The organism is Paenibacillus bouchesdurhonensis (assembly GCF_900155685.1).
Taxonomy (GTDB): domain Bacteria; phylum Bacillota; class Bacilli; order Paenibacillales; family Paenibacillaceae; genus Fontibacillus; species Fontibacillus bouchesdurhonensis.
Genome location: NZ_LT732547.1, coordinates 86447 through 105753, shown reverse-complemented (window position 1 = coordinate 105753; position 19307 = coordinate 86447). Strand labels below are relative to the sequence as shown.

21 protein-coding genes are annotated in these 19307 nt (G+C 50.4%); 5 read left to right on the top strand and 16 right to left on the bottom strand.

From position 1 onward, the window contains the following. Nucleotides 1-48: 48 nt before the first annotated feature. The 9 genes from CZ379_RS00670 to CZ379_RS00630 all read right to left on the bottom strand — a co-directional run bounded on the left by CZ379_RS00670 (nt 49) and on the right by CZ379_RS00630 (nt 7620). Nucleotides 49-804: an SIMPL domain-containing protein gene (locus tag CZ379_RS00670; protein ID WP_110929835.1), complete on the bottom strand. Its 756-nt coding sequence runs from the start codon at nt 802-804 to the stop codon at nt 49-51. A 180-nt stretch (nt 805-984) separates the two neighbouring features. Then, entirely contained in the window at nt 985-1254 is a 270-nt protein-coding gene (locus CZ379_RS00665) for an HPr family phosphocarrier protein (RefSeq protein ID WP_019640181.1), read from the bottom strand. Between the two features lie 101 nt (nt 1255-1355). After that, nucleotides 1356-2294 carry a DNA-binding protein WhiA gene (gene whiA / locus CZ379_RS00660; protein ID WP_110929834.1) on the bottom strand — a complete coding sequence of 313 codons (939 nt, stop codon included), beginning with the start codon at nt 2292-2294 and terminating at the stop codon, nt 1356-1358. 5 nt (nt 2295-2299) lie between these two features. Continuing rightward, entirely contained in the window at nt 2300-3286 is a 987-nt protein-coding gene (locus CZ379_RS00655) for a gluconeogenesis factor YvcK family protein (protein ID WP_110929833.1), read from the bottom strand. A gap of 21 nt (nt 3287-3307) precedes the next feature. Further along, on the bottom strand, nt 3308-4198 hold the full coding sequence (gene rapZ / locus CZ379_RS00650; protein WP_110929832.1) for an RNase adapter RapZ: 891 nt from the start codon (nt 4196-4198) through the stop codon (nt 3308-3310). A 180-nt stretch (nt 4199-4378) separates the two neighbouring features. Then, nucleotides 4379-5329 carry an ROK family glucokinase gene (locus tag CZ379_RS00645; protein WP_110929831.1) on the bottom strand — a complete coding sequence of 317 codons (951 nt, stop codon included), beginning with the start codon at nt 5327-5329 and terminating at the stop codon, nt 4379-4381. Nucleotides 5330-5495: 166 nt separating this feature from the next. Next, entirely contained in the window at nt 5496-5765 is a 270-nt protein-coding gene (locus CZ379_RS00640; protein WP_110929830.1) for a hypothetical protein, read from the bottom strand. A gap of 268 nt (nt 5766-6033) precedes the next feature. Continuing rightward, entirely contained in the window at nt 6034-7302 is a 1269-nt protein-coding gene (locus CZ379_RS00635; protein WP_110929829.1) for a DUF438 domain-containing protein, read from the bottom strand. Between the two features lie 90 nt (nt 7303-7392). Then, nucleotides 7393-7620 carry a DUF1858 domain-containing protein gene (locus CZ379_RS00630; RefSeq protein ID WP_110929828.1) on the bottom strand — a complete coding sequence of 76 codons (228 nt, stop codon included), beginning with the start codon at nt 7618-7620 and terminating at the stop codon, nt 7393-7395. A gap of 170 nt (nt 7621-7790) precedes the next feature. Here CZ379_RS00630 and CZ379_RS00625 point away from each other — a divergent pair, with 170 nt between their 5' ends. The 5 genes from CZ379_RS00625 (at nt 7791) to CZ379_RS00605 (ending at nt 12378) form a co-directional block, all read left to right on the top strand. Next, on the top strand, nt 7791-8468 hold the full coding sequence (locus CZ379_RS00625) for a response regulator transcription factor (RefSeq protein ID WP_110929827.1): 678 nt from the start codon (nt 7791-7793) through the stop codon (nt 8466-8468). Nucleotides 8469-8473: 5 nt separating this feature from the next. Beyond that, nucleotides 8474-9859, top strand: coding sequence for a sensor histidine kinase (locus tag CZ379_RS00620; protein WP_199925447.1), 1386 nt, complete (start codon nt 8474-8476; stop codon nt 9857-9859). A gap of 157 nt (nt 9860-10016) precedes the next feature. Further along, complete coding sequence (locus tag CZ379_RS00615; protein ID WP_110929825.1) at nt 10017-10928, top strand: ABC transporter ATP-binding protein; 912 nt, start codon at nt 10017-10019, stop codon at nt 10926-10928. Then, entirely contained in the window at nt 10928-11641 is a 714-nt protein-coding gene (locus CZ379_RS00610) for an ABC transporter permease (protein ID WP_110930444.1), read from the top strand. Before CZ379_RS00615 ends, CZ379_RS00610 begins: the two co-directional genes overlap by 1 nt. Before the next feature lie 2 nt (nt 11642-11643). Further along, complete coding sequence (locus CZ379_RS00605; RefSeq protein ID WP_110929824.1) at nt 11644-12378, top strand: ABC transporter permease; 735 nt, start codon at nt 11644-11646, stop codon at nt 12376-12378. On the opposite strand, the gene CZ379_RS00600 is transcribed toward CZ379_RS00605, so the two are convergent. The 7 genes from CZ379_RS00600 to hisF all read right to left on the bottom strand — a co-directional run bounded on the left by CZ379_RS00600 (nt 12350) and on the right by hisF (nt 19254). Then, on the bottom strand, nt 12350-12634 hold the full coding sequence (locus CZ379_RS00600) for a hypothetical protein (RefSeq protein WP_110929823.1): 285 nt from the start codon (nt 12632-12634) through the stop codon (nt 12350-12352). The two genes, CZ379_RS00605 and CZ379_RS00600, sit on opposite strands and share 29 nt — an antisense overlap. 33 nt (nt 12635-12667) lie before the next feature. Beyond that, nucleotides 12668-13636, bottom strand: coding sequence for a thioredoxin-disulfide reductase (trxB, locus tag CZ379_RS00595; RefSeq protein ID WP_110929822.1), 969 nt, complete (start codon nt 13634-13636; stop codon nt 12668-12670). A 149-nt stretch (nt 13637-13785) separates the two neighbouring features. After that, the gene (locus CZ379_RS00590) at nt 13786-15516 is read right to left on the bottom strand and encodes a tetratricopeptide repeat protein (protein ID WP_110929821.1); all 1731 of its coding nucleotides are present in this window, start codon (nt 15514-15516) and stop codon (nt 13786-13788) included. A gap of 360 nt (nt 15517-15876) precedes the next feature. Further along, nucleotides 15877-16824, bottom strand: a complete 948-nt coding sequence (locus CZ379_RS00585; RefSeq protein WP_110929820.1) for a ribose-phosphate diphosphokinase — start codon at nt 16822-16824, stop codon at nt 15877-15879. A gap of 74 nt (nt 16825-16898) precedes the next feature. Further along, the gene (gene hisJ / locus CZ379_RS00580) at nt 16899-17768 is read right to left on the bottom strand and encodes a histidinol-phosphatase HisJ (protein WP_234404759.1); all 870 of its coding nucleotides are present in this window, start codon (nt 17766-17768) and stop codon (nt 16899-16901) included. Between the two features lie 26 nt (nt 17769-17794). Further along, complete coding sequence (gene hisIE, locus CZ379_RS00575; protein WP_110929819.1) at nt 17795-18499, bottom strand: bifunctional phosphoribosyl-AMP cyclohydrolase/phosphoribosyl-ATP diphosphatase HisIE; 705 nt, start codon at nt 18497-18499, stop codon at nt 17795-17797. Then, nucleotides 18496-19254, bottom strand: coding sequence for an imidazole glycerol phosphate synthase subunit HisF (hisF, locus tag CZ379_RS00570; RefSeq protein ID WP_110929818.1), 759 nt, complete (start codon nt 19252-19254; stop codon nt 18496-18498). The genes hisIE and hisF overlap by 4 nt, the downstream gene beginning before the upstream one ends. Between the last annotated feature and the right edge of the window lie 53 nt (nt 19255-19307).

Genomic DNA, 19307 nt, shown 5'->3' with positions numbered 1-19307 from the left:
AGTTACAACGCATTAGAACCTTCCAAATATTGACGACTATTCAGCGGTTTATTTCATTTCATACATCACGGAAAGTGTGGTCTTGACAGTAATTTCCCCTGGCTCGATTGAGGTTGCTTGATCCATGGAAGCCTTCTCTGCTACGGCAAAGCTCATGTTCATATAAGGCGCGTAATCATTGCCGCCACCTTGGGTCACGCTCAGCACGACGCCAACCTGACGCTTGGCAGCCTTGGCAATCGCAGCGGCCTTCATGTCCGCATTCGCCATTGCCTTCTGAATGACCTGCTCCTGATATTGATCCAGATTTTCAGTCGAGAAGCGGACATTATCGATCCGGTTCGCTCCTGCCTTCGTAAGCTCATCAAGAAGCTGGCCAACCTTCTCTAAGTCGCGGTAAGTAATCGACAAAGTATGGTAAGCGGAATATCCCTTTACCTTCTGGCCTTCTTTCTCCGAATACGTATAGTTCGGCTGAACCGAGAATTGTCCTGTCTTCATATCCTTTGCATCCAGCTTCCACGTATCCTTCAGCAATGCGTTCACCTTCGCCATCTTGGCGGCATTTTGGCTTTGTGCTTCTTTCGCTGTATCCGCTTGTGTCTCTACCCCTACGGAAATATAAGCTATATCCGGCTTAATCAGAATTTCCCCGCTGCCCGTAACGTTAATTACATTGCGCTGCACCTCGTTGTCAGCGTATACAGACTGCGCCGAGTCTAGCCCCCCGCTAATCAATGAACCTCCAGCAACCAATACTCCTGCAATCAGCACTGCTCCAACGGGCTTTAACCAATTTTTCATTAGAAATGACCTCCATTATAGGGTGAGTTTAACTACTAAACGGCAGGTTGCGGACAAATGTTGCACCTAGGCATCAATTCCTCTGAAAATTTTTCCTTCGACAAAATTTCAAAAGTAAAAAAGGACGATTTCGTGATCGAGCCACGAAATCGTCCCTTCTTGAACACTGGCGGCAACCCGTTATTGGTTCTCCAGTTCCTCTTTGCTAACAAGATTAATTAAAGCGTTTGCGGCTTGCTCCGCGTCGGCGCCATCTGCACTGATGTAAATTTCCGTTCCGGTGCTAATGGCAAGGCTCATAATACCCATGATACTTTTAGCATTTACTTTTTTATCGTCTTTCTCAACAAATATTTCAGATGAGTATTTATTCGCTTCCTGAACGAAAAGCGCTGCCGGCCGAGCGTGTAGACCCGTTTTCAATCGAACAGTTACCGGGTGTTTGATCATGAAACCTTACCCCCTATTACGAATTCAATCAGCATATTGTAGAACTATGTGATCATGGTAAATTTATATCATTATATCATATACCGACTATAACAGACTAGCTATACACTTGTACCCCCGCGAATTTTTTCCGCCAGCTCGTCAATCTTCCGAAGCCTGTGGTTCACGCCCGACTTGCTGACCTTGCCTTTTAACAGTTCTCCGACCTCTTTAAGGTTCATATCGGGGTGAGCTAAACGCACTTCGGCCACCTCTCTGAGCTTCTCCGGGAGGTTCTCAAGTCCTACTTCTTTCTCAAGCAGCCTGATATTCTCGATCTGCCTAACAGCTGCGCCAATCGTCTTATTCAAATTCGCCGTTTCACAGTTGACGATCCGGTTAACGGAGTTACGCATATCGCGCATGATCCGCACGTCTTCAAATTTGAATAAGGCTTGATGAGCGCCGATAATGTTCAACAGTTCGATGATTTTCTCGCCTTCCTTAATGTAGAAAATAAAGCCTTTCTTGCGCTCAATGCATCGTGCATTCAGGTGAAACTCATTAGCAAGATCCACCAAGGCCTTGCAATGCTCCTCGTACATGGAAGCAATCTCGAGATGATATGAAGAGCCCTCCGGGTTGTTTACCGAGCCTCCCGCCATAAATGCGCCGCGTAAATAGGCCCGTTTACAACAATTTTTCCGGGTCAAGTCCGGATTAATCCCCTGCGTAAAAATAAAGCCTTCAGACACAATCTTTAACGTCTTTAGTATTTCCTGAACCCTGGTCGGAATTCGTACGATATAGACGTTATTTTTCTTTAGCCGCATTTTCTTGCGTACAAGCAGTTCGGTGTGAACCTGAAAGTGCTTCTTCAATAAAGAATAAATTCGCCTTGCAATCGCGGCGTTTTCCGTGGAGATGTCCAGAACAACCTTTTTGTTCGAAACCTGCACCGAGCCGTTCATCCGAATCAGCGCGGACAGCTCGGCCTGCTCGCAGCAAGGCTCGGCCTCGACCATCGTTAGTTCCTTTTTGGTTCGCGCCGCAAACGACAAGACTCTCACCTCTTTCGCAAATTCCAGCTCTGCACCAATTGATAAATATGCTGACTTAATTTGTCAGCATCGTGGCGCAAATATCGACGGAACAACACGAGCGTGTCCGCAATAACTTTATAACCTCTGCCTGTCACAACATCCCAATCGACCTCAACAGGCTTGGCACCTTGCTCTGCGTAGAAATCCTGCACTTGAGTCGGTATTTCGCCGTCATTGACGATGACATAATCGAATAAATGATGACCAACATGATCATAAACGGCCTGCAGATGATCGCTCACCGTATAATTATCCGTCTCTCCAGGCTGAGTCATAACATTGCACACAAAAATCTTGATCGCGTTCTTGTTAGCCAAAATCGACTCTGTCAGCTTCGGCACGAGCAGATTCGGGATAATACTCGTATAAAGACTGCCCGGGCCAATTAGAATGGCATCGGCTTCGCGAATTGCTTCACAAGCCTCCGGCAGCGGCTCCACCTCCTCCGGCTCTAGGAAGATCCGTTTGATCCTCCCGCGGGCCTCGGGAATCTTCGATTCCCCGGTGACAATCGTGCCATCCTCCATTTCCGCATGCAGCACTACCGCTTGGTCGGCGGCGGGCAGTACGCGGCCGCGTACTGCAAACACGCGGCTCAATTCGCGGACAGCCGTGACGAAATCACCGGATATATCTGTAATGGCCGCTAATATTAAATTGCCCAAACTATGCCCTGCTAGTCCCGAACCGTTAGAAAAGCGGTAACTTAGCATATTCGACAGCAATGGTTCCACGTCCGCCAGCGCGGTCAATACGTTACGGATGTCGCCGGGAGGAGGCATATGCAGCTCATTCCGAAGTATTCCGGAGCTTCCTCCATCATCGGCGACGGTAACAATGGCCGTGATATCGAGCGGTTTCTCTTTCAATCCGCGAAGCATGACCGATAGGCCGGTTCCACCGCCCATCACTACAATTCGCGGCACTTTCGTTTCGTTAGCTCGATTCATCGTCTTGATTCACCCTCTTAATTACCGGTCTCGGCCCTCATCCCTATGGCTTACGCGAACTGTCTCCGTTTCACTAGTTCCGAGCATCCGGCCCAAATATTCAGAAATGGCCACCGAACGGTGCTTTCCTCCGGTACAGCCAATGGCGATGATGACCTGGCTTTTCCCCTCTTTATGATATTGAGGCAGCAGGAAGTGCAGCATGTCTAGCAGCTTGGTCAGAAACGACTGCGTCTCAGGCCACTTCATAACATAATCATATACATCGCTGTCTTGTCCGGTGTGTGGACGAAGCTGCTCAATATAGTGAGGGTTCGGCAGGAACCGGACGTCAAAGACCAGATCGGCGTCGATCGGTATGCCGTATTTAAAACCGAAGGATGTGATATTAACGGATAAATGATTGCTCTCGAGATGAGAGAAGCGGGAGATGATCTTCTCTTTAAGCTGAGCTGGTTTAATATTGCTCGTGTCGATCACCTGGGTCGCGGAGATTTTCAATTCCTCCAGCATTTTACGCTCAAGCCGGATACCGTCCAGCGGCATACCGTCCGGAGCAAGCGGGTGACGGCGGCGGCTCTCCTTGTAGCGCTGCACCAATACGGAATCAGTGGCATCAAGGAACAGAATTTCACAATTAATTGTGAAATGATCCTTTACATAGCCCAGCGATTCGGATAACGCCGTAAAAAACTCTCGGCCGCGCAGGTCGATAACTAGCGCCACCTTGGCGATTTTGCCATTCGATTGCTCGATGAGCTCAGCGAATTTGGGGATAAGTACCGGAGGCAAATTGTCCACGCAGAAAAATCCTAGATCTTCCAGACTCCTTACGGCGAGGGATTTCCCTGCGCCCGACATGCCTGTAATGATAATCAAATTAGCAACTGATGCTTTCTCTTTGTCTGACATGCATTTCCCTCCTCGTGTAGTTCTCCTGTTCTTCTATCTATATTATATATCTAAATAATATCGACAGCATATATCGACAGAAAATGATGACAGACCCCCGACTTGCCTTTGAGCTTCGAGCCTACAAATTACAATGACAAGTTTGCAGCAACAAAATACGCAATTGATAAACTAGCGAACTTAAGAACGGGTGAACAAGCCAGCCGCACCAACCATTCCGGCATCATTACCCAGCGTTGCGGGAACGATGCTTACCCCTCTTGCCGCTACTTCCGGCGTCAGCTTCTGGAACACGCTGCGCACTTCATTGAATAGAATGTCCCCGGCCTTGGATACACCGCCGCCAATAATGAACACTTCCGGATTAAGAACGACGGCAACAGCAGCCAGCGCTTTACCTAAATAGAACGCGGCACGGTTGACGATCCGAATCGCCACCTCGTCTCCCTCTTTGGCCGCATCAAATACGTCCTTCGCCATAATCTTCTCCACCTGCGCTAGCGTAGTACGCTCGCCTCTGGCCACAGCATCGTTCGCCATCCGAATAATACCGGTTGCCGAGGAGACAGTCTCCAGACAGCCGGTCTCGCCGCATCCGCACTGAATCGCTTCCAGGTCGGGAACGACAGACATATGGCCCAGCTCGCCCGCAAATCCGGCAAAGCCCTGATAAATTTTACCATGAATAATAATGCCCGCACCGACTCCTGTACCCAGCGTTGCGCAGACGCAATGGTCAATGCCTTTACCAGCGCCGCCCCATGCTTCTCCTAGTGCCGCAACGTTAGCATCATTGTCTATTTTGACAGGCTTGCCCAGACGTGCCTCCAGAATCTCTCGAATCGGAAGATCCCTCAAACCTACATTCGGTGCCAGAATGATGATCCCTTCGCGTACGTCCGTAAATCCGGCAACTCCAGCCCCGATACCTGCTACCTGTTCCCATTCAAAGGGAGATTGCTCCACAATATGACGGACATACTGCTCAATATTGCTCACAACGGTATCGGCACCTTTATCAGCCTCGGTTGGCCCTTCATAGGTATGAAGAAGCTGCCCTTCATCATTACAGATGCCGACTTTGATCGCAGTACCGCCAAGGTCAACACCAATGTAGATTTTTTCAGACATTGTACAAGCCACCTTTTTCTTCAAATAAAATAGTTTATCCTACGTACCAACTATAAGCGAACCACACCGTTCGGTCAAGAGAAGCGAGCTGCAGAAAATCCAGTAAATACAAGGCTTTCAGCGCAAATGATGAAATTCACAAGGGGTGTTTGCATGCTTAAAATCATTAATCCCACGCTTGATCCACCGCCTGTTGTATTTCAATTAAAGTCTCTTCCAAACTGGAGCTGCCAGCCAAATACTTGTTTACACCTTCCAGGATTTTGACCTGTAGAGATTCTGTAGAAACCGTGTGCGGCCAATATACCGTCGCATCCGGTAACATTAGAATTTCGGAAATCTTCTCTACAAACGGATGGCTGACATGAGTCCCTACAATGGACGGAACAGCCAAAGCTCCCTCAGCAAGCCTTCTCTGATCTGCTTTGCCATTCATGAAAGCAACAAATTTCTTTGCTTCCTCTGGATACTTCGTCTTAGCATTGATGGCGCGGTAATTACCAATATTAATATTAGGGACTGTTCTCTCACTGCCTGGAACTAGAGTTGAGTTACTTAATACTTCGAATATCCCATGACCCTGTCACTATCAGGCACCTTCAATATTATAGCAGGAGCATTTAAAATCATCTATAAACACGAATAGAGCAGCTCTGTCCAACGGACAAGAGCTGCTCTATATTTACTTCGACGTCAGCTTGAAGTTAAGACAATATTCGCTTCTGTCCCTCCAGAGCCTGGATCCCAGCGATATTCTGTGTAAACTCCAAGGTTCCCATGTATTTCCCATCATCGTCGCGAATGGCAAAATAACGAATATAGACGAACTTATCCTTGAACGGAATCCAAAAATCCTCAGTGTCCTTCCGCCCAGCCTTGAAATCCGCCAGCAATTCATCCACCACATGCACGCTTTGCGGAGGGTGACAGTTCTGCACCGTGCGGCCAATGACGGCCTTCGTCCGGGCGAAGATCCGTTCCTTCCCGTGGGAGAAATACCTTACGACATCGTGCTCATCGATAAACGTAAGATCAACGGGCAAATGATTCATAATCGCTTCCATCTGCGCTACTGACACGATCCCTGTATCGAATCGGATCAGCCCCTCAGGCAGATGGCCATCCTCTGCCCCCTCTTTAGCCTCGTCGAACGGAAGCGGTACACGTTCGGGAATCCACTTCTCCTCCGGAGCAGTCAGACAATAGCCGATCTCATCACTCTCTGCGGCAATCTTAACCCATTCATCCTCCGTGAGCTTCTCCAAAGCCATCGGCAGCAAAATATTCTCTTCCTTGAAAATCATCTCGTTGACCTCAGTGATCACGCGCTCCAGATCGATGATGAGCATGTCCTTATCCGCAGGACCGTCGCTGTTGTAGCTCATCAGCTTCTCCTTCACTTCCTTGATCATCGCACGAATAGCATCATCCACGCCCCACATTACCTTGGTAGGGCCATAGATCCCGTATTTCTCCAAGTAGGGAAAGAGCAAATTTTCCTTACGGCTATAGTGCTTATCGAGATCCAGTAATAGATTTAAATCCTCTACCAGCTTATACACGATTTCCGTGCTGTCTTCCCGTTGAAATTTATCCTTATGCAGTTCCAGCTTGAAATTGACATGCCGCTCAATTTCACGATTCTCAAGCTTAAAGGTGTGAACAGGGTGCCCCGGCTGCTCTTCTGGCTTGGACGAGCGGTGGATTTCCTCAATTGAGCCTTTAAAAATTGCTGTATGCACAGAGCACAAGCGCTGTACTTCGGAGACGGGAATACCTTCCTCCTCCATTAATGCATGCTCCATGGCGGATATCTCCGCCACCGTTACATCCCCTACCGCTTCCTCGAACCGCGCCTTAACCTCATCAACGCTCTTTCCTTCATGCAGCTCCTTAATGATCTCCTTCAGCAGTTGCTGCCGACGTCCCTGTTCTGGTACTGTATGCTCGCGGTTGTTAATCATTTCGCTCATTGCTGTATCCTCCTTTATAATTCAAACCTGTTATTTTCATATTCTAAATATCCTAAAGACCAAAGCCTCGGACAGTTCATCGTGTTGGACTCATTCCTTGATTTCATAACCCTTTGCGAGAAATGCATCCTTAATTTTATCCAGCTCCACCTTGCGCAGCCTGGCCCCTTGGGGGATCGTCATAAAACGCCCCGCGCTCTGTAGCATGCCCGGCTTGGCAAGCTGCTCAAAGCCCAGGCCTACCATAATAGCGGTGATTTCAGGATCGGCCGTACATAACTCGTACACCGTTTTACGCAAATCGATCAATTTCCCCATGAACTCTCACCGCATTTCTTCAAATTTGATTGAAAACCATTCTCATATCAAAATTAGCACAGGCTGCGGCAGCGACTTGTGATTACAATCACAAGGCTAGTTTTACTTGTCAGTGTGGTTTATTTTTTTATGCAGATTTGTCACAATAGGAGTATTAAGGAGGCCTAATTATGAATCAAATTCATTTGCTGTATATTGAAGACGATACGGAGATTGGAGAATGGGTCAGCGGGAATCTGCAGGATCGTGGCTACCGCGTAACTTGGCTGACCAGCGGAGAAGGCGCCTTGGAACAAGCGGATGCCTGTCGGCTCGTCATTCTCGATGTCATGCTGCCGGGTCTGGACGGCTTCACGATCGGACAGCGGCTAAAGAAGCAGTATCCCGATCTGCCCATTTTAATGCTGTCGGCCAGAACATCGATCGACGATAAGCTGCAGGGCCTGGAGTTCGCGGACGATTATTTGACGAAGCCGTTTCATCCGGATGAGCTGGTCGCCCGGATTGAAGTGCTGCTCCGCCGCAGTGGCAGTACTTCCTCGGAGCCGCTAAAGCTTCGGCATCTGCTCATCCATGAGCGCGAGAACCTTATAATCAACCAGGATAACGGAGAAGAGGTCATCCTTACCGGAAAGCAGTTTCATATATTCAAATACCTGCTGCGCCACCTCGGCCAAATTATGACGAAGGAGCAAATCTATGAAGCCGTATGGGGCGAACCCTATCTGGAAGGCGATAAGTCTCTGATGGTACATATCCGGCATTTACGCGAAAAAATAGAACGCGATCCCGCATCGCCCGAAATTATCGAGACGATCCGGGGAATCGGCTACCGGGTGAGATCATGAGATTGATGAAGCAAAGCCCATTGCAGCGCCTTCGCACCTCCCTGCTCTCCCGATACGTACTGATCATTGTGACGGCCCTTGTATTTATTCCTGTGCTCATTCCAGCCAGCTTTGCGGCATCCTGGGCTGTGAACCGAATGCTTAATCTAGGCGGGCAGGATGCCTTTCAGCTGCCCTACGGCTCTGCATATGAGCTGGAACAAATGTGGCATAAGCAGGCCAAAGCGCTGGCCGGAGCCTCGCCTGAGGGGATCAACGCCAAGCTGGCTGCGTTAAAGAAGGAGTATCCTGATGCCACGCTTTTCTGGGTCGATGGAGAGGGTTCCACCCGCCTTCAACTGCCCGTGCAGGCATCGCTTCCCAAGCAATGGTCTGCAGAGAATACGATTTCCTTTATGAAAGCAGGAATCAATGCCGATCCCTATACAATCGTTGCCTTGATCGGAGGCAAAGAGGAGCTTAAGCAGGGCTTCATGGTTTTCGAACTGCCGCGCTCCTACCTGACGCCTCAAGGACGACCCAGCGACACTCGGTTCTATGGCATGTTTATGGCCCTCATCTTTGGCATCTTCATCCTGCTGTCCTACTTATTCTTCCGTGACATTCGCAAGCGCCTTCTCCGGCTGGAGGCCGCTATGACACATGCAGGGGATAATGGACTGCCTGCGCCCACAGCTGAAGGACGGCCCGACGAAATTGGCAGACTGGAGAAAGCCTTTAATCATATGGTGGATCAATTGGAGGAAGGGCGCCGAAGAGAACGCGAGGAAGAAGATTTGCGGAAGAACCTTATCGCCAACCTGTCCCACGACCTGCGCACGCCCCTCACGGTGCTGGGCAGTCATCTCTACTCGATTGGAAAGGAGCCTTTATCCGCGCAGGCGCGCGAGTCCTTATCCCTGATGGAGACGAAGCTGGATGACCTCGATCACTTAATCGACCATCTGCTGTCCTACAATTTACTGACAAGCGGCAGGTACGCGCTGTCCTTGGAGAGACAGGACATGCACCGCCTCGTCAGAGAAAGCGCAGCCGCATGGTACCCGATCTGGGAGAAGGCTGAAATGGACGTCGATATCGAGCTGCCCGAGGAACCTTTAAAATGGGCTATTGACACGCAAGGCTTCCGCCGCGTACTGGATAACCTGTTCCAGAATGTCGTTCGCCATGCCGGATCAGGCAAATATGTAGGCATCCATACGATAAACTGGAAGGGAAAAGCCGCTCTCGCCATTACAGATCGCGGCCCTGGTCTCGGCACTGCCTCAGACGCCAAAGGCGCGGGCCTAGGACTCGCCATCGTAGATTTGCTGCTGCGGGAAATGGGTCTCCAGCTCGATACGGAATCCTCCGTTGAAGGTACTCGGTTCATCATCTATCCCACTGCATAAAGCACAAATTCAGCGCCGCATGACCGTGATGAACCACATGCCATTTCAAAAAGGGTCAGACTTTCAGCTTATTAACAACCTCTTAACCAAAACTTAAACTTCACCAGTCACTGCACTTAAACTTCGGAGGATATGATGGTTTCCGAGGTGATATATCGTGAACGAAATGATTATCCAAACCAGTGGATTAACGAAAAAATACCGCGGACGCGCTGCAGTCGATCAGTTGAACTTGGAAATCTCGAAAGGGGATATTTACGGTTTTCTTGGACCAAACGGGGCCGGTAAGACAACGACGATCCGCATGCTGCTCGGTTTGATCCAGCCGACAAGCGGATCGATTTCAATTTTCGGGCAGGAGCTTAGAAAGAACAAGCTGAATATTCTGCGGCGGATCGGCTCGCTCGTAGAGTATCCTTCCTATTACGGCCACTTAAGCGCTACGGACAATTTAGAAGCGATCCGTCGCATTCTGGATGTGCCGAAATCACGGATCGATGAGGTGCTGGAGATCGTATCCCTAACCAAGGAAGCTAGGCGTCCAGTAAAGGGATTCTCCCTTGGCATGAAGCAGCGGCTGGGCATTGCGGCCTCATTGCTCGGCAATCCCGAGCTCCTGATTCTCGATGAGCCGACCAACGGACTCGATCCATCAGGAATCCATGAAATTCGCGAGCTGATTAAGAACATGCCGCAGCAGTATGGCATTACCGTGCTTGTCTCCAGCCATCTGCTCGGCGAAATGGAGCAAATGGCTCATAGGGTCGGCATCATTCGCGAAGGACGAATGGTATATCAGGATACGATCGATAACCTCCGCCTTCAAGCCCGGCACGACATCGAACTGGTCGTATCCGAGCCTGATTCGGCCATCTGGATTGCCCGGGACATGGGCCAGACAGGCACCCTTCAAAGCGGAGTTCTGACCTTCCCAGGCATGAAAGACCCTCAGGTCGCCCATCTGGTCAAGCGGCTCGTCGAGAACGGCCACGCCGTCTACAGAGTTGAGCAGAAGAAGAAATCCCTGGAGGACATCTTCATGCAAGTGATCGGGGAGGGAGCGCTATGATGGTGCTGCGCTCGCTTCGCGCAGATTTCCTGAAGATACGCCGCAAAGGGATCTGGTTCCTAATCTTCCTGGCTCCACTCGGTCTAGTCGCGATGCAGGGACTGAACTTCGGGCTGCGCTACGACTATTTATCCAACATATACAAGGATAACCTTTGGGGAGGATTAATTTACAATATCGAATTATTCGTCCCGATGTCCCTCTTCCTTGGCTGCACCTTGATTAGCTCCTTGGTCGCCAATGTAGAGCATCAGATGAGCTCATGGAAGCAGTTGCTCGCCTTGCCGATTTCACGAAGTGCCGTATTTCTGTCCAAATTTGCACTTTGCGTCCTTCTGTTGACTGCTTCTTGCCTGTTGCTGCCGCTTTGTACTGTAGGGCTGGGACTTCTCCTGGGCTTTGAGCCTGCTCTACCGATCAAAGAGCTGCTTTCTATGGGCTTCTATCCTTACTTAGCCGCATGGCCGCTATTAGCTCTTCAGCTCTGGCTGTCGCTAACGTTTCGCAATCAGGCGCTTCCGGTATCGATTGGCGTAGCCGCAGCGATTCTCTCGCCGTTTACGCTGGATCTGTCTGCTTGGATGCCGCTCAATTGGCCCACGTTGGCCTTAGGGGACACGAGCCCGCTGCCCTTCATGATTGGCGGCATTGTACTGGGCCTCTTCATTATGCTTATCAGCCTGTTGCATTTTAACCGGAAGGATGTGGACTAACCATGCGGAATTTCTTGCGAATTTTATCTGCGGAATCGTTGAAAATGTCTAGATCCGGCATTTGGCTGATTATTCTGGCCAGTCCACTCCTTTCCCTATTAGTCGGGGCATTAGTATCGGTGCCTGCGGGGGCTGACCCTTGGCCGATCATGCTCGGTGCCATGGTCATGCTGCACGGCATGCTGTTCCTGCCTATTATGGCCGGACTATTCGCGGCCTTCGTCTGCCGCTACGAGCATACCGGCGGCGGCTGGAAGCAGCTGCTTGTCCTGCCCGTATCGCGTACAGGCGTATATTTCGCCAAATTTGCCGTTGTTGCCGGTCTGCTTGCGCTTAGCCAGTTCTTCTTTCTCCTGGCCCTAATTGGTGCAGCAAAATTTCATGCCTTCCCTGGAGCTATGCCGTGGGGGCTGTTCCTACAGAGCATTCTAGGCGGCTGGATCGCCTGCCTGCCGCTCGTCGCGCTGCAGCTCGGTGTATCGCTGAACTGGGCGAGCTTTGCGGCACCGCTCGCCCTGAACGTATCGCTGACGATTCCGAATATGCTCATCGTCAACTCGGCCACCTACGGCCCGTTCTACCCTTGGGCACAGCCACTGCTCGCTATGATGCCGAACGGTGAAGCCGAATTCGGCGCCTTTAACCTGCCGTTCCAAAGCTTGCTAATCACCGTGCTGGGCAGCTTTCTGCTATTCTTTCTGGCCGGACTCACCTACTTTCGCCGGAAGGAAATTTAAAACTAAGAGCTGACTCGGACATGCGGACAATCACTGTAGCAGGGGAGCTGACCGAAGCCGGAGAGATTCTCCGCATCGCCGGGATCAAGCTGGAGATTACGGCGACGCCAGCCTGCAGGATATCCCCGACTTGACCCAGAACATCATCAGCATCTGCATCAAAGGAGCGGTAACGAATGTCGTGAAGCACAGCCAAGCCGCATACTGCCGGGTAACGATCGAGCGATTGGAAGCCAGCAAATAAAGGCTGCCCCAAGTCATTATCTTCATTATGACTTGGGGCAGCCTCTTATTCCTCATACCATGGATTCAGCGTCTCACTCCAATCGCGCACCATAGCGCCCTCCAGCAGCTTCTCGCAATCCATCGCCGCCATGCAGCCGGAGCCTGCAGCCGTAATCGCCTGGCGATAGCGGGTATCCTGTACGTCTCCGCAGGCGAACACGCCTTCGATGTTCGTTATCGTCGTTCCCGGCTTCACGACAATATAGCCGTGTTCGTCCGTCTCGATCTGGCCACCAAGGAACTTCGTGTTCGGCGTATGGCCAATCGCAACAAAAATACCGTCCGCCGGAATCAACTCCTCCTCATTCGTTGCGTTGTTTCGAACCCTGAGGCCGATGACCGTGCCCAGCTCGTCCGTTGATACCTCTATTGGCGTACGATTCAGCGCCCACTCGACCTTTTCATTATTCCTGGCGCGATCCTGCATAATTTTTGAAGCGCGCAGCTCGTCGCGCCGATGCACAACCGTCACGCTGGTGGCAAAGCGAGTCAAGAAACTCGCTTCCTCCATGGCTGAATCGCCACCGCCAATGACGATGATTTTTTTATTACGGAAGAAAAATCCATCACAAGTCGCACACGTGCTTACTCCGCGGCCGACGTTTTCCTTCTCTCCCGGAATGCCGAGATATTTGGCGGAAGCCCCGGTGGAAATGATAAGCGTCTCTGCCTCTAGAACTTCCCCACCTTCAACGGTCAGTTTGAACGGCCGTTTGCCGAACTCCACCTCTTCCACCCATCCGCTTCTGAATTTCGCGCCAAAGCGTTCAGCCTGCTTCCGCATCTGATCCATCAATTCTGGCCCCAAAATGCCCTGCGGGAATCCAGGGAAGTTCTCCACCTCCGTTGTCGTCGTCAACTGCCCCCCTGGTTCCATCCCCTCGATCACAAGCGGACTCAAGTTGGCGCGGGCCAAGTAAATCGCTGCCGTTAGCCCCGCTGGCCCGGTTCCAATTACAATCGTTTTGTACATTAACCCAACCTCCCTGGTATCTCTGGTTATCAAATCAATTCATAATGACCTGTAATCTATTATGTAATTGATCCTATACACAAGTTTTACCCAAGACAGGCCTGCTTTACCCGCTCGCTGGCAATAAGGCGCCAAAATACTCTGCCTACTTATTGTACGAAGGGGAATGTACGATTCGTGCTCTCCTCGCTATTGCATACCTGGTTCACCCGACGAGCGTACTTACTGGCCGTAGATGCAGATATTCCGTATCGTTTGGCTACCTCTTCGTAGGTGATCGCTTTGCAATGCTTCTTGGCCGTCAAGTAGTCCAATGCTGCTGCCCAGCCTTCAATATGAGCCATCGCTGGAATATCCGGATATAGACGAGTCAAAAAGTCTACCCACAGCGTTTCGATATCATGCTGTAATTGTAGATCCGAAATTTTCCCTATCCGCTTGACGGCCAAATCGATTACCGCCTGCCATTCGCTGCGCCATACCGGTAAACTGGAACCTATTTGGCTGGGATCAACCAAAGTGGTTGTCCCGTCCTTCCATACGGGTACCGGGCCTTTTACGCCAAGTGACCTTAACACCAATACAGCCATGTCCTTTAAATAGACATCTTCCTCAGGAACTAATAAAAATGCCAAAAGCGCTTCCTCGACCTCACGATCCGCAATCAGGCGGAGCGCCTGAATCACTTGCAGTTTCGTATGATGATCGCCATGACGCAGCGCCCAGAAGAAGGAAGAACGTATGAGAGGATTATCCCTAATTTCCGGTGGGAAGCCATTCTCCCACTTTTCCGGGTGTCTAAGCTGTTCTTCAAAAGGAAGGTTATAATGATAGCTAATTGGAGGATACTGCCCATGCAGCTCATAATCATCCATTCTGTTTAGATAAAAAGAAGATATCCCCGATCCGGGATCAAGCCTCTTCAGCTGCTGCCAGAGCGCTCGTGCGACCGAGCAGCGCCCGGTATTGTATGCCGCCACCGCTGCATAATGATATAACGTATGATCGCCGTTCGCCTCTTGATCTTTAAGAAGCCGCCTGAAGTGCGTATAAGCCGCCTCATGCTCACCCAAAATCCCCATCGTCGTCGCCAGCTTAAACAAATGCTCCTGATGGAATGGAACGACGATTCGCAACAGCTTCCTCAGCTTGTCCAATTCCTCCACATTTCCTTCACGCTGTAAAAATACGGACAGGTTGCATAGACCATGCAAATTAGATGCATCCTGCTCCAACACTCCGTGGATCGCGTCCATCGCCTCCGGAAATAAACCCTGATAATAATAGCCTAGCGCCAAATTATTGCGAGCCGCCAGAAAATCCGGATGCTTAGCGACAATGTCCTCCAGGAGCTTTACTGCTTGGACAAACTTTCCTTCTTCCAGCAATTCGCGAGCCAAGTCGTGCTCAATCATACCTTCGCGCGATTTGACGCTCTTTAGCTTCGTCGGACGCTGCAGCTCATACTGCAGCAAATCCATCATCTCTTCTGCCTCTGCCAGGAATTGTCCGCCTTCATCTTCTTCTAAATACGAAATTAATGCCTCTTCTGCCGCTTCAAACTGCTCCATATTCGCATAATTATTAGCCATATAGAAATAACATTCCGTCATGGACGGGTCAATGTCCTGTAAAATGGCGGACAACACAGCATTTGATGCCTCATAATCGCCCATTTCGGAGAGGATACCCGCCATATTGCAATGATTCACCGGATTGCCCGGTTCATATTCCACCGCTTTACGAAAATATTTCAATGCCTTGTCATAGCGATTGCGGTCTAATGAGGAGACAGCTCTCTCAAAGAAAAAGTTCGCATCCATAGAAAGCGGCAGCACATTCGCCTGCATGCCTTCTATTTGGACTTTGTTCTCCTTCACTCAAGGCACCTCCTTCTATCCCTATCTCTCCCACACAGTATACCATAGTGGAAGCCCTCCTCCCACGGGGAATCGGGAAGGTAAAATACGGATTATTTCTAATTCTAGAGGAAAAAAACCGTTAATTCTGAAGTATAATATAGATACAAAATTTTAAAATAGGGGTGAGATTCAGTGACGATTATATGGGAAAATATCATAATAACTTTATTGTTCTTTCTAGTTCCACTACTATTAATCGGCGGGTTGGTTGTGTGGCTGATTTTAGGCAGAAATCGGCGCAAGCCTAATAATTAGAAAGAGCCAGAAATCCTCAGTAAAGAAGATTCCGGCTCTTTTAGTCATCCGGTCATTCAGCTCTTAAATTCCTCGATCTCTGAACAAGGCGGCAATGGACCCGCCCTCCACAATAAACTGAATTGCCTGGGATAGCATCGGCGCTACGGATAGCACCTTAAAATGGGTTGGTGGCGGCTCGGGCAGCTCGATCGAATCCGTCACAATGACCTCTCGAATATTCTTATGATGAAGGCGCTCCACCGCTTGATCTGAGAACAGCCCATGCGTTGCACAGACATAGGCGTCATTGGCGCCGCGCTCCCTCAGACCCTCCACGACATTAACAATCGTAGATCCGGTATCAATGAGATCCTCAATAATGATTGGCGTATAGCCCGCGACATCGCCAATTACATGCGTAATGACCGACTCATTATGGGTCGGCCGCTTCTTGATCATAATCGCAAAGGGTGAATCCAGCCCGCTAGCCAGCTTCTCTGCCATGGATGCCCGTCCGGCATCAGGAGATACCACGACCGGATTAGAAATATTCTGCGCCTTCAAATATTCGGTCATCAAGTCCAACGCCGTCAAATGATCGACAGGAATGTTAAAAAATCCTTGGATGGCCGGCGCGTGCAGATCGATTGTTGCAACCCGGCTAGCCCCAGCGGTAGTCAGCACATCAGCCAGCAGCTTCGCGGAAATTGGCTCCCGAGGGGCCGACTTGCGCTCCTGCCGCGCATAACCATAATACGGCATAATAATGTTGACCGTCCGCGCCGAAGCCCGCTTGGCTGCATCAATCATCACCAGCAGCTCGACGAACAGCTCATTGATCGGATGAGAGAGGGACTGCACCAGAAACACATCGGAGTTGCGAATACTCTCTTCATAATGAACGTAGATCTCTCCGCTTTTGAATCGGGACAGCTTGACTTTGCCAGGCTCCACACCGAGCCGCTCACAAATTTGCGCCGTTAACCTTGGATTAGATGAACCCGAAAAAATTCTAAGCCTGGATTCCATAACATCCTCCTGGATCATTTTGTAGTAATCATTTTATGTAGGAGCTCAGTGAGCTCGGATAGCCAGCCCATGAATTAGTCCTGCTCCAATCGAATCATCCTGCGCTCCCGCTTCGTGAACGTAGCCAGTTCCCGTACTCCCAGCTCGTACAGCGTAGCCCGCGCGATATCCAAATGCTCGCTCAGCTTTAACGGATCATGGGCGTCTGAGCCTACCGTTAAGGGAATCCCCAGCTTAATGGCGGACTCTAAAATGCGATTGCTCGGAAACATTTCGGCACATGGCTTAGACAAGCCTGAAGCATTTAATTCCATCGCTACACCGGATTCCGCTATAGCTGATAATGCGGCGTGCTCCAACGCTCTTGTCTCCTCCTCCCGACCCATAGCCGGGGAATAGCCGAAGCGCTTGATGACGTCGAAATGTCCGATAAAATCATATAATCCCGTTTTTGCTGCTTGACCTACTGCTTTATAATAACGTTCATATACCGCAAAGACATCCTGACCATCCCAGTTATGAACCTGCCGGAAATCGGAAATATCCCATTCGCCCAGAAAATGCACCGAGCCGATGACATAATCCCATGGATAGCTTAGGATGATTTTCTCAATCTCTGCTTCCCAACCCTCGATATAGTCGCCTTCCAGACCTACCTTCACGTCGATCTGGCCGCTGTACTTCTCTTTAAGGGCGAAGGCCTCCTCCACATAACGCGGCAGCTCGTCTATCGCCATGGCCATCTCGGGATAATACGTCTTCGGGTTCACATGCAGCAACGGCATATGATCCGATAGACCGATCTCGGATAAACCGATCTCAATCCCTCGGGTTACGTATTCCTCCAGGCTGCCGACAGCATGACCACACCGGGCATGATGCGTATGATAGTCGATCCAATAATTGCTCTTTCTAGCCATAAACGATCCCTCGCTCCAGCTCATAAATTCCTTCTAACTCCGTTCATTCGTTAATCGCGACGTGGCCGTTCATGACGGCGCTCCAGCTCTTGCATAATGTCGTCGAGCGGCAATTTCCGCTCACGAAGCAGAACGAGCAGGTGATAGATTAAATCGCTGACTTCATAACGCAACTCGTCATTATCCCCGTTTTTAGCAGCGATAATCGATTCTGCGGTTTCTTCGCCTACTTTTTTGAGGATTTTATCGATCCCTTTATCGAACAAGTAGGTTGTATATGCTCCTTCCGGACGCTCCTGATACCGCTCTGCAATCAACTGCTCCAGCTCGCCCAAAACGGCAAATCGGCCATCTTCCCCACGATTCGCCGCAGAGCCTGCACCAGCTGCTTGATCCCCGGCCGCTGCAGCTACGCGATAGAAGCAGCTGTCTTCGCCGGTATGGCAAGCCGGCCCTTGTCGCTGAACCTCCACAAGCAATGTATCGCCATCGCAATCGTAACGAAGAGATACGATCTGCTGCGTGTTGCCTGAGGTGGCTCCCTTATTCCACAGCTCGGAGCGCGAGCGGCTCCAAAACCAAGTCTGTCCGGTCTCCAGCGACTTCTTCAAGGATTCCCGGTTCATGTAGGCCAACATCAGCACTTCCTTTGAAGCTGTGTCCTGCACGATCGCCGGAACAAGGCCGCTCTCGCCCCATTGAATGCTCTCTTCCAGTTGGTTCAGCGGAAGCTGCTGCTTAAGTTGCTGACTCATCGTATTTCCACTCCTCTGGTTATCAGATCCTTTTTCAAATCCGGGATCGCAATCTCTTTATAATGAAAAATCGTTGCTGCCAGGGCAGCATCCGCCTCTCCTTCCGTCAACACATCATAGAAATGAGACACTTGGCCCGCGCCGCCGGAGGCAATGACAGGAATACCCACGGCACGGCTGATCGCCTTCGTTAAAGATAGATCAAATCCATCTTTCGTGCCATCCGCATCCATGCTCGTGAGCAGAATTTCCCCCGCGCCTCTTGACTCGGCATCCTGCACCCACTTTATCGCGCTTATCCCCGTTGCCTTCTGCCCGCCATGGGTATAGACCTCCCAGTCTTTCAGCTCCTCATTGTACCTCGCGTCGACCGCGACAACGATGCACTGGGAACCAAAGCGCCGGGCGCCCTCGGAGATCAGATCCGGATTCAGTACGGCCGCCGTATTAATGCCGATTTTATCCGCACCCGCTCGCAAAATTCGTTTCATATCCTCTACCTGGGAAATGCCCCCGCCTACCGTGAACGGAATGGAGATCTCTCCAGCGGTTTGCTTCACGACCTCTACCATCGTCGCTCTTCCTTCATTCGAAGCGGATATGTCCAGGAAAACAAGCTCATCCGCGCCTTCCCGGTCATACAGCGCAGCCAGTTCCACCGGATCTCCCGCATCCCGCAGATTCACAAAATTTACACCTTTCACGACCCGCCCGTCCTTCACGTCAAGGCAGGGTATAATTCGCTTTGCGAGCATGATGGATCATTCCTCCCCAAATAGTATCTCAGTTTACGATATCAGTTCATACG

Excerpts from the sequence above, each read along its gene's own strand:
- CZ379_RS00670 (WP_110929835.1), bottom strand. The coding sequence starts at position 804 with ATGAAAAATTGGTTAAAGCCCGTTGGAGCAGTGCTGATTGCAGGAGTA.
- CZ379_RS00665 (WP_019640181.1), bottom strand. The coding sequence starts at position 1,254 with ATGATCAAACACCCGGTAACTGTTCGATTGAAAACGGGTCTACACGCT.
- CZ379_RS00655 (WP_110929833.1), bottom strand. The coding sequence starts at position 3,286 with ATGAATCGAGCTAACGAAACGAAAGTGCCGCGAATTGTAGTGATGGGC.
- rapZ (WP_110929832.1), bottom strand. The coding sequence starts at position 4,198 with ATGTCAGACAAAGAGAAAGCATCAGTTGCTAATTTGATTATCATTACA.
- CZ379_RS00645 (WP_110929831.1), bottom strand. The coding sequence starts at position 5,329 with ATGTCTGAAAAAATCTACATTGGTGTTGACCTTGGCGGTACTGCGATC.
- CZ379_RS00640 (WP_110929830.1), bottom strand. The coding sequence starts at position 5,765 with ATGAATGGCAAAGCAGATCAGAGAAGGCTTGCTGAGGGAGCTTTGGCT.
- CZ379_RS00635 (WP_110929829.1), bottom strand. The coding sequence starts at position 7,302 with ATGAGCGAAATGATTAACAACCGCGAGCATACAGTACCAGAACAGGGA.
- CZ379_RS00630 (WP_110929828.1), bottom strand. The coding sequence starts at position 7,620 with ATGGGGAAATTGATCGATTTGCGTAAAACGGTGTACGAGTTATGTACG.
- CZ379_RS00625 (WP_110929827.1), top strand. The coding sequence starts at position 7,791 with ATGAATCAAATTCATTTGCTGTATATTGAAGACGATACGGAGATTGGA.
- CZ379_RS00620 (WP_199925447.1), top strand. The coding sequence starts at position 8,474 with ATGAAGCAAAGCCCATTGCAGCGCCTTCGCACCTCCCTGCTCTCCCGA.
- CZ379_RS00610 (WP_110930444.1), top strand. The coding sequence starts at position 10,928 with ATGGTGCTGCGCTCGCTTCGCGCAGATTTCCTGAAGATACGCCGCAAA.
- CZ379_RS00605 (WP_110929824.1), top strand. The coding sequence starts at position 11,644 with ATGCGGAATTTCTTGCGAATTTTATCTGCGGAATCGTTGAAAATGTCT.
- trxB (WP_110929822.1), bottom strand. The coding sequence starts at position 13,636 with ATGTACAAAACGATTGTAATTGGAACCGGGCCAGCGGGGCTAACGGCA.
- CZ379_RS00585 (WP_110929820.1), bottom strand. The coding sequence starts at position 16,824 with ATGGAATCCAGGCTTAGAATTTTTTCGGGTTCATCTAATCCAAGGTTA.
- hisJ (WP_234404759.1), bottom strand. The coding sequence starts at position 17,768 with ATGAGCTGGAGCGAGGGATCGTTTATGGCTAGAAAGAGCAATTATTGG.
- hisIE (WP_110929819.1), bottom strand. The coding sequence starts at position 18,499 with ATGAGTCAGCAACTTAAGCAGCAGCTTCCGCTGAACCAACTGGAAGAG.
- hisF (WP_110929818.1), bottom strand. The coding sequence starts at position 19,254 with ATGCTCGCAAAGCGAATTATACCCTGCCTTGACGTGAAGGACGGGCGG.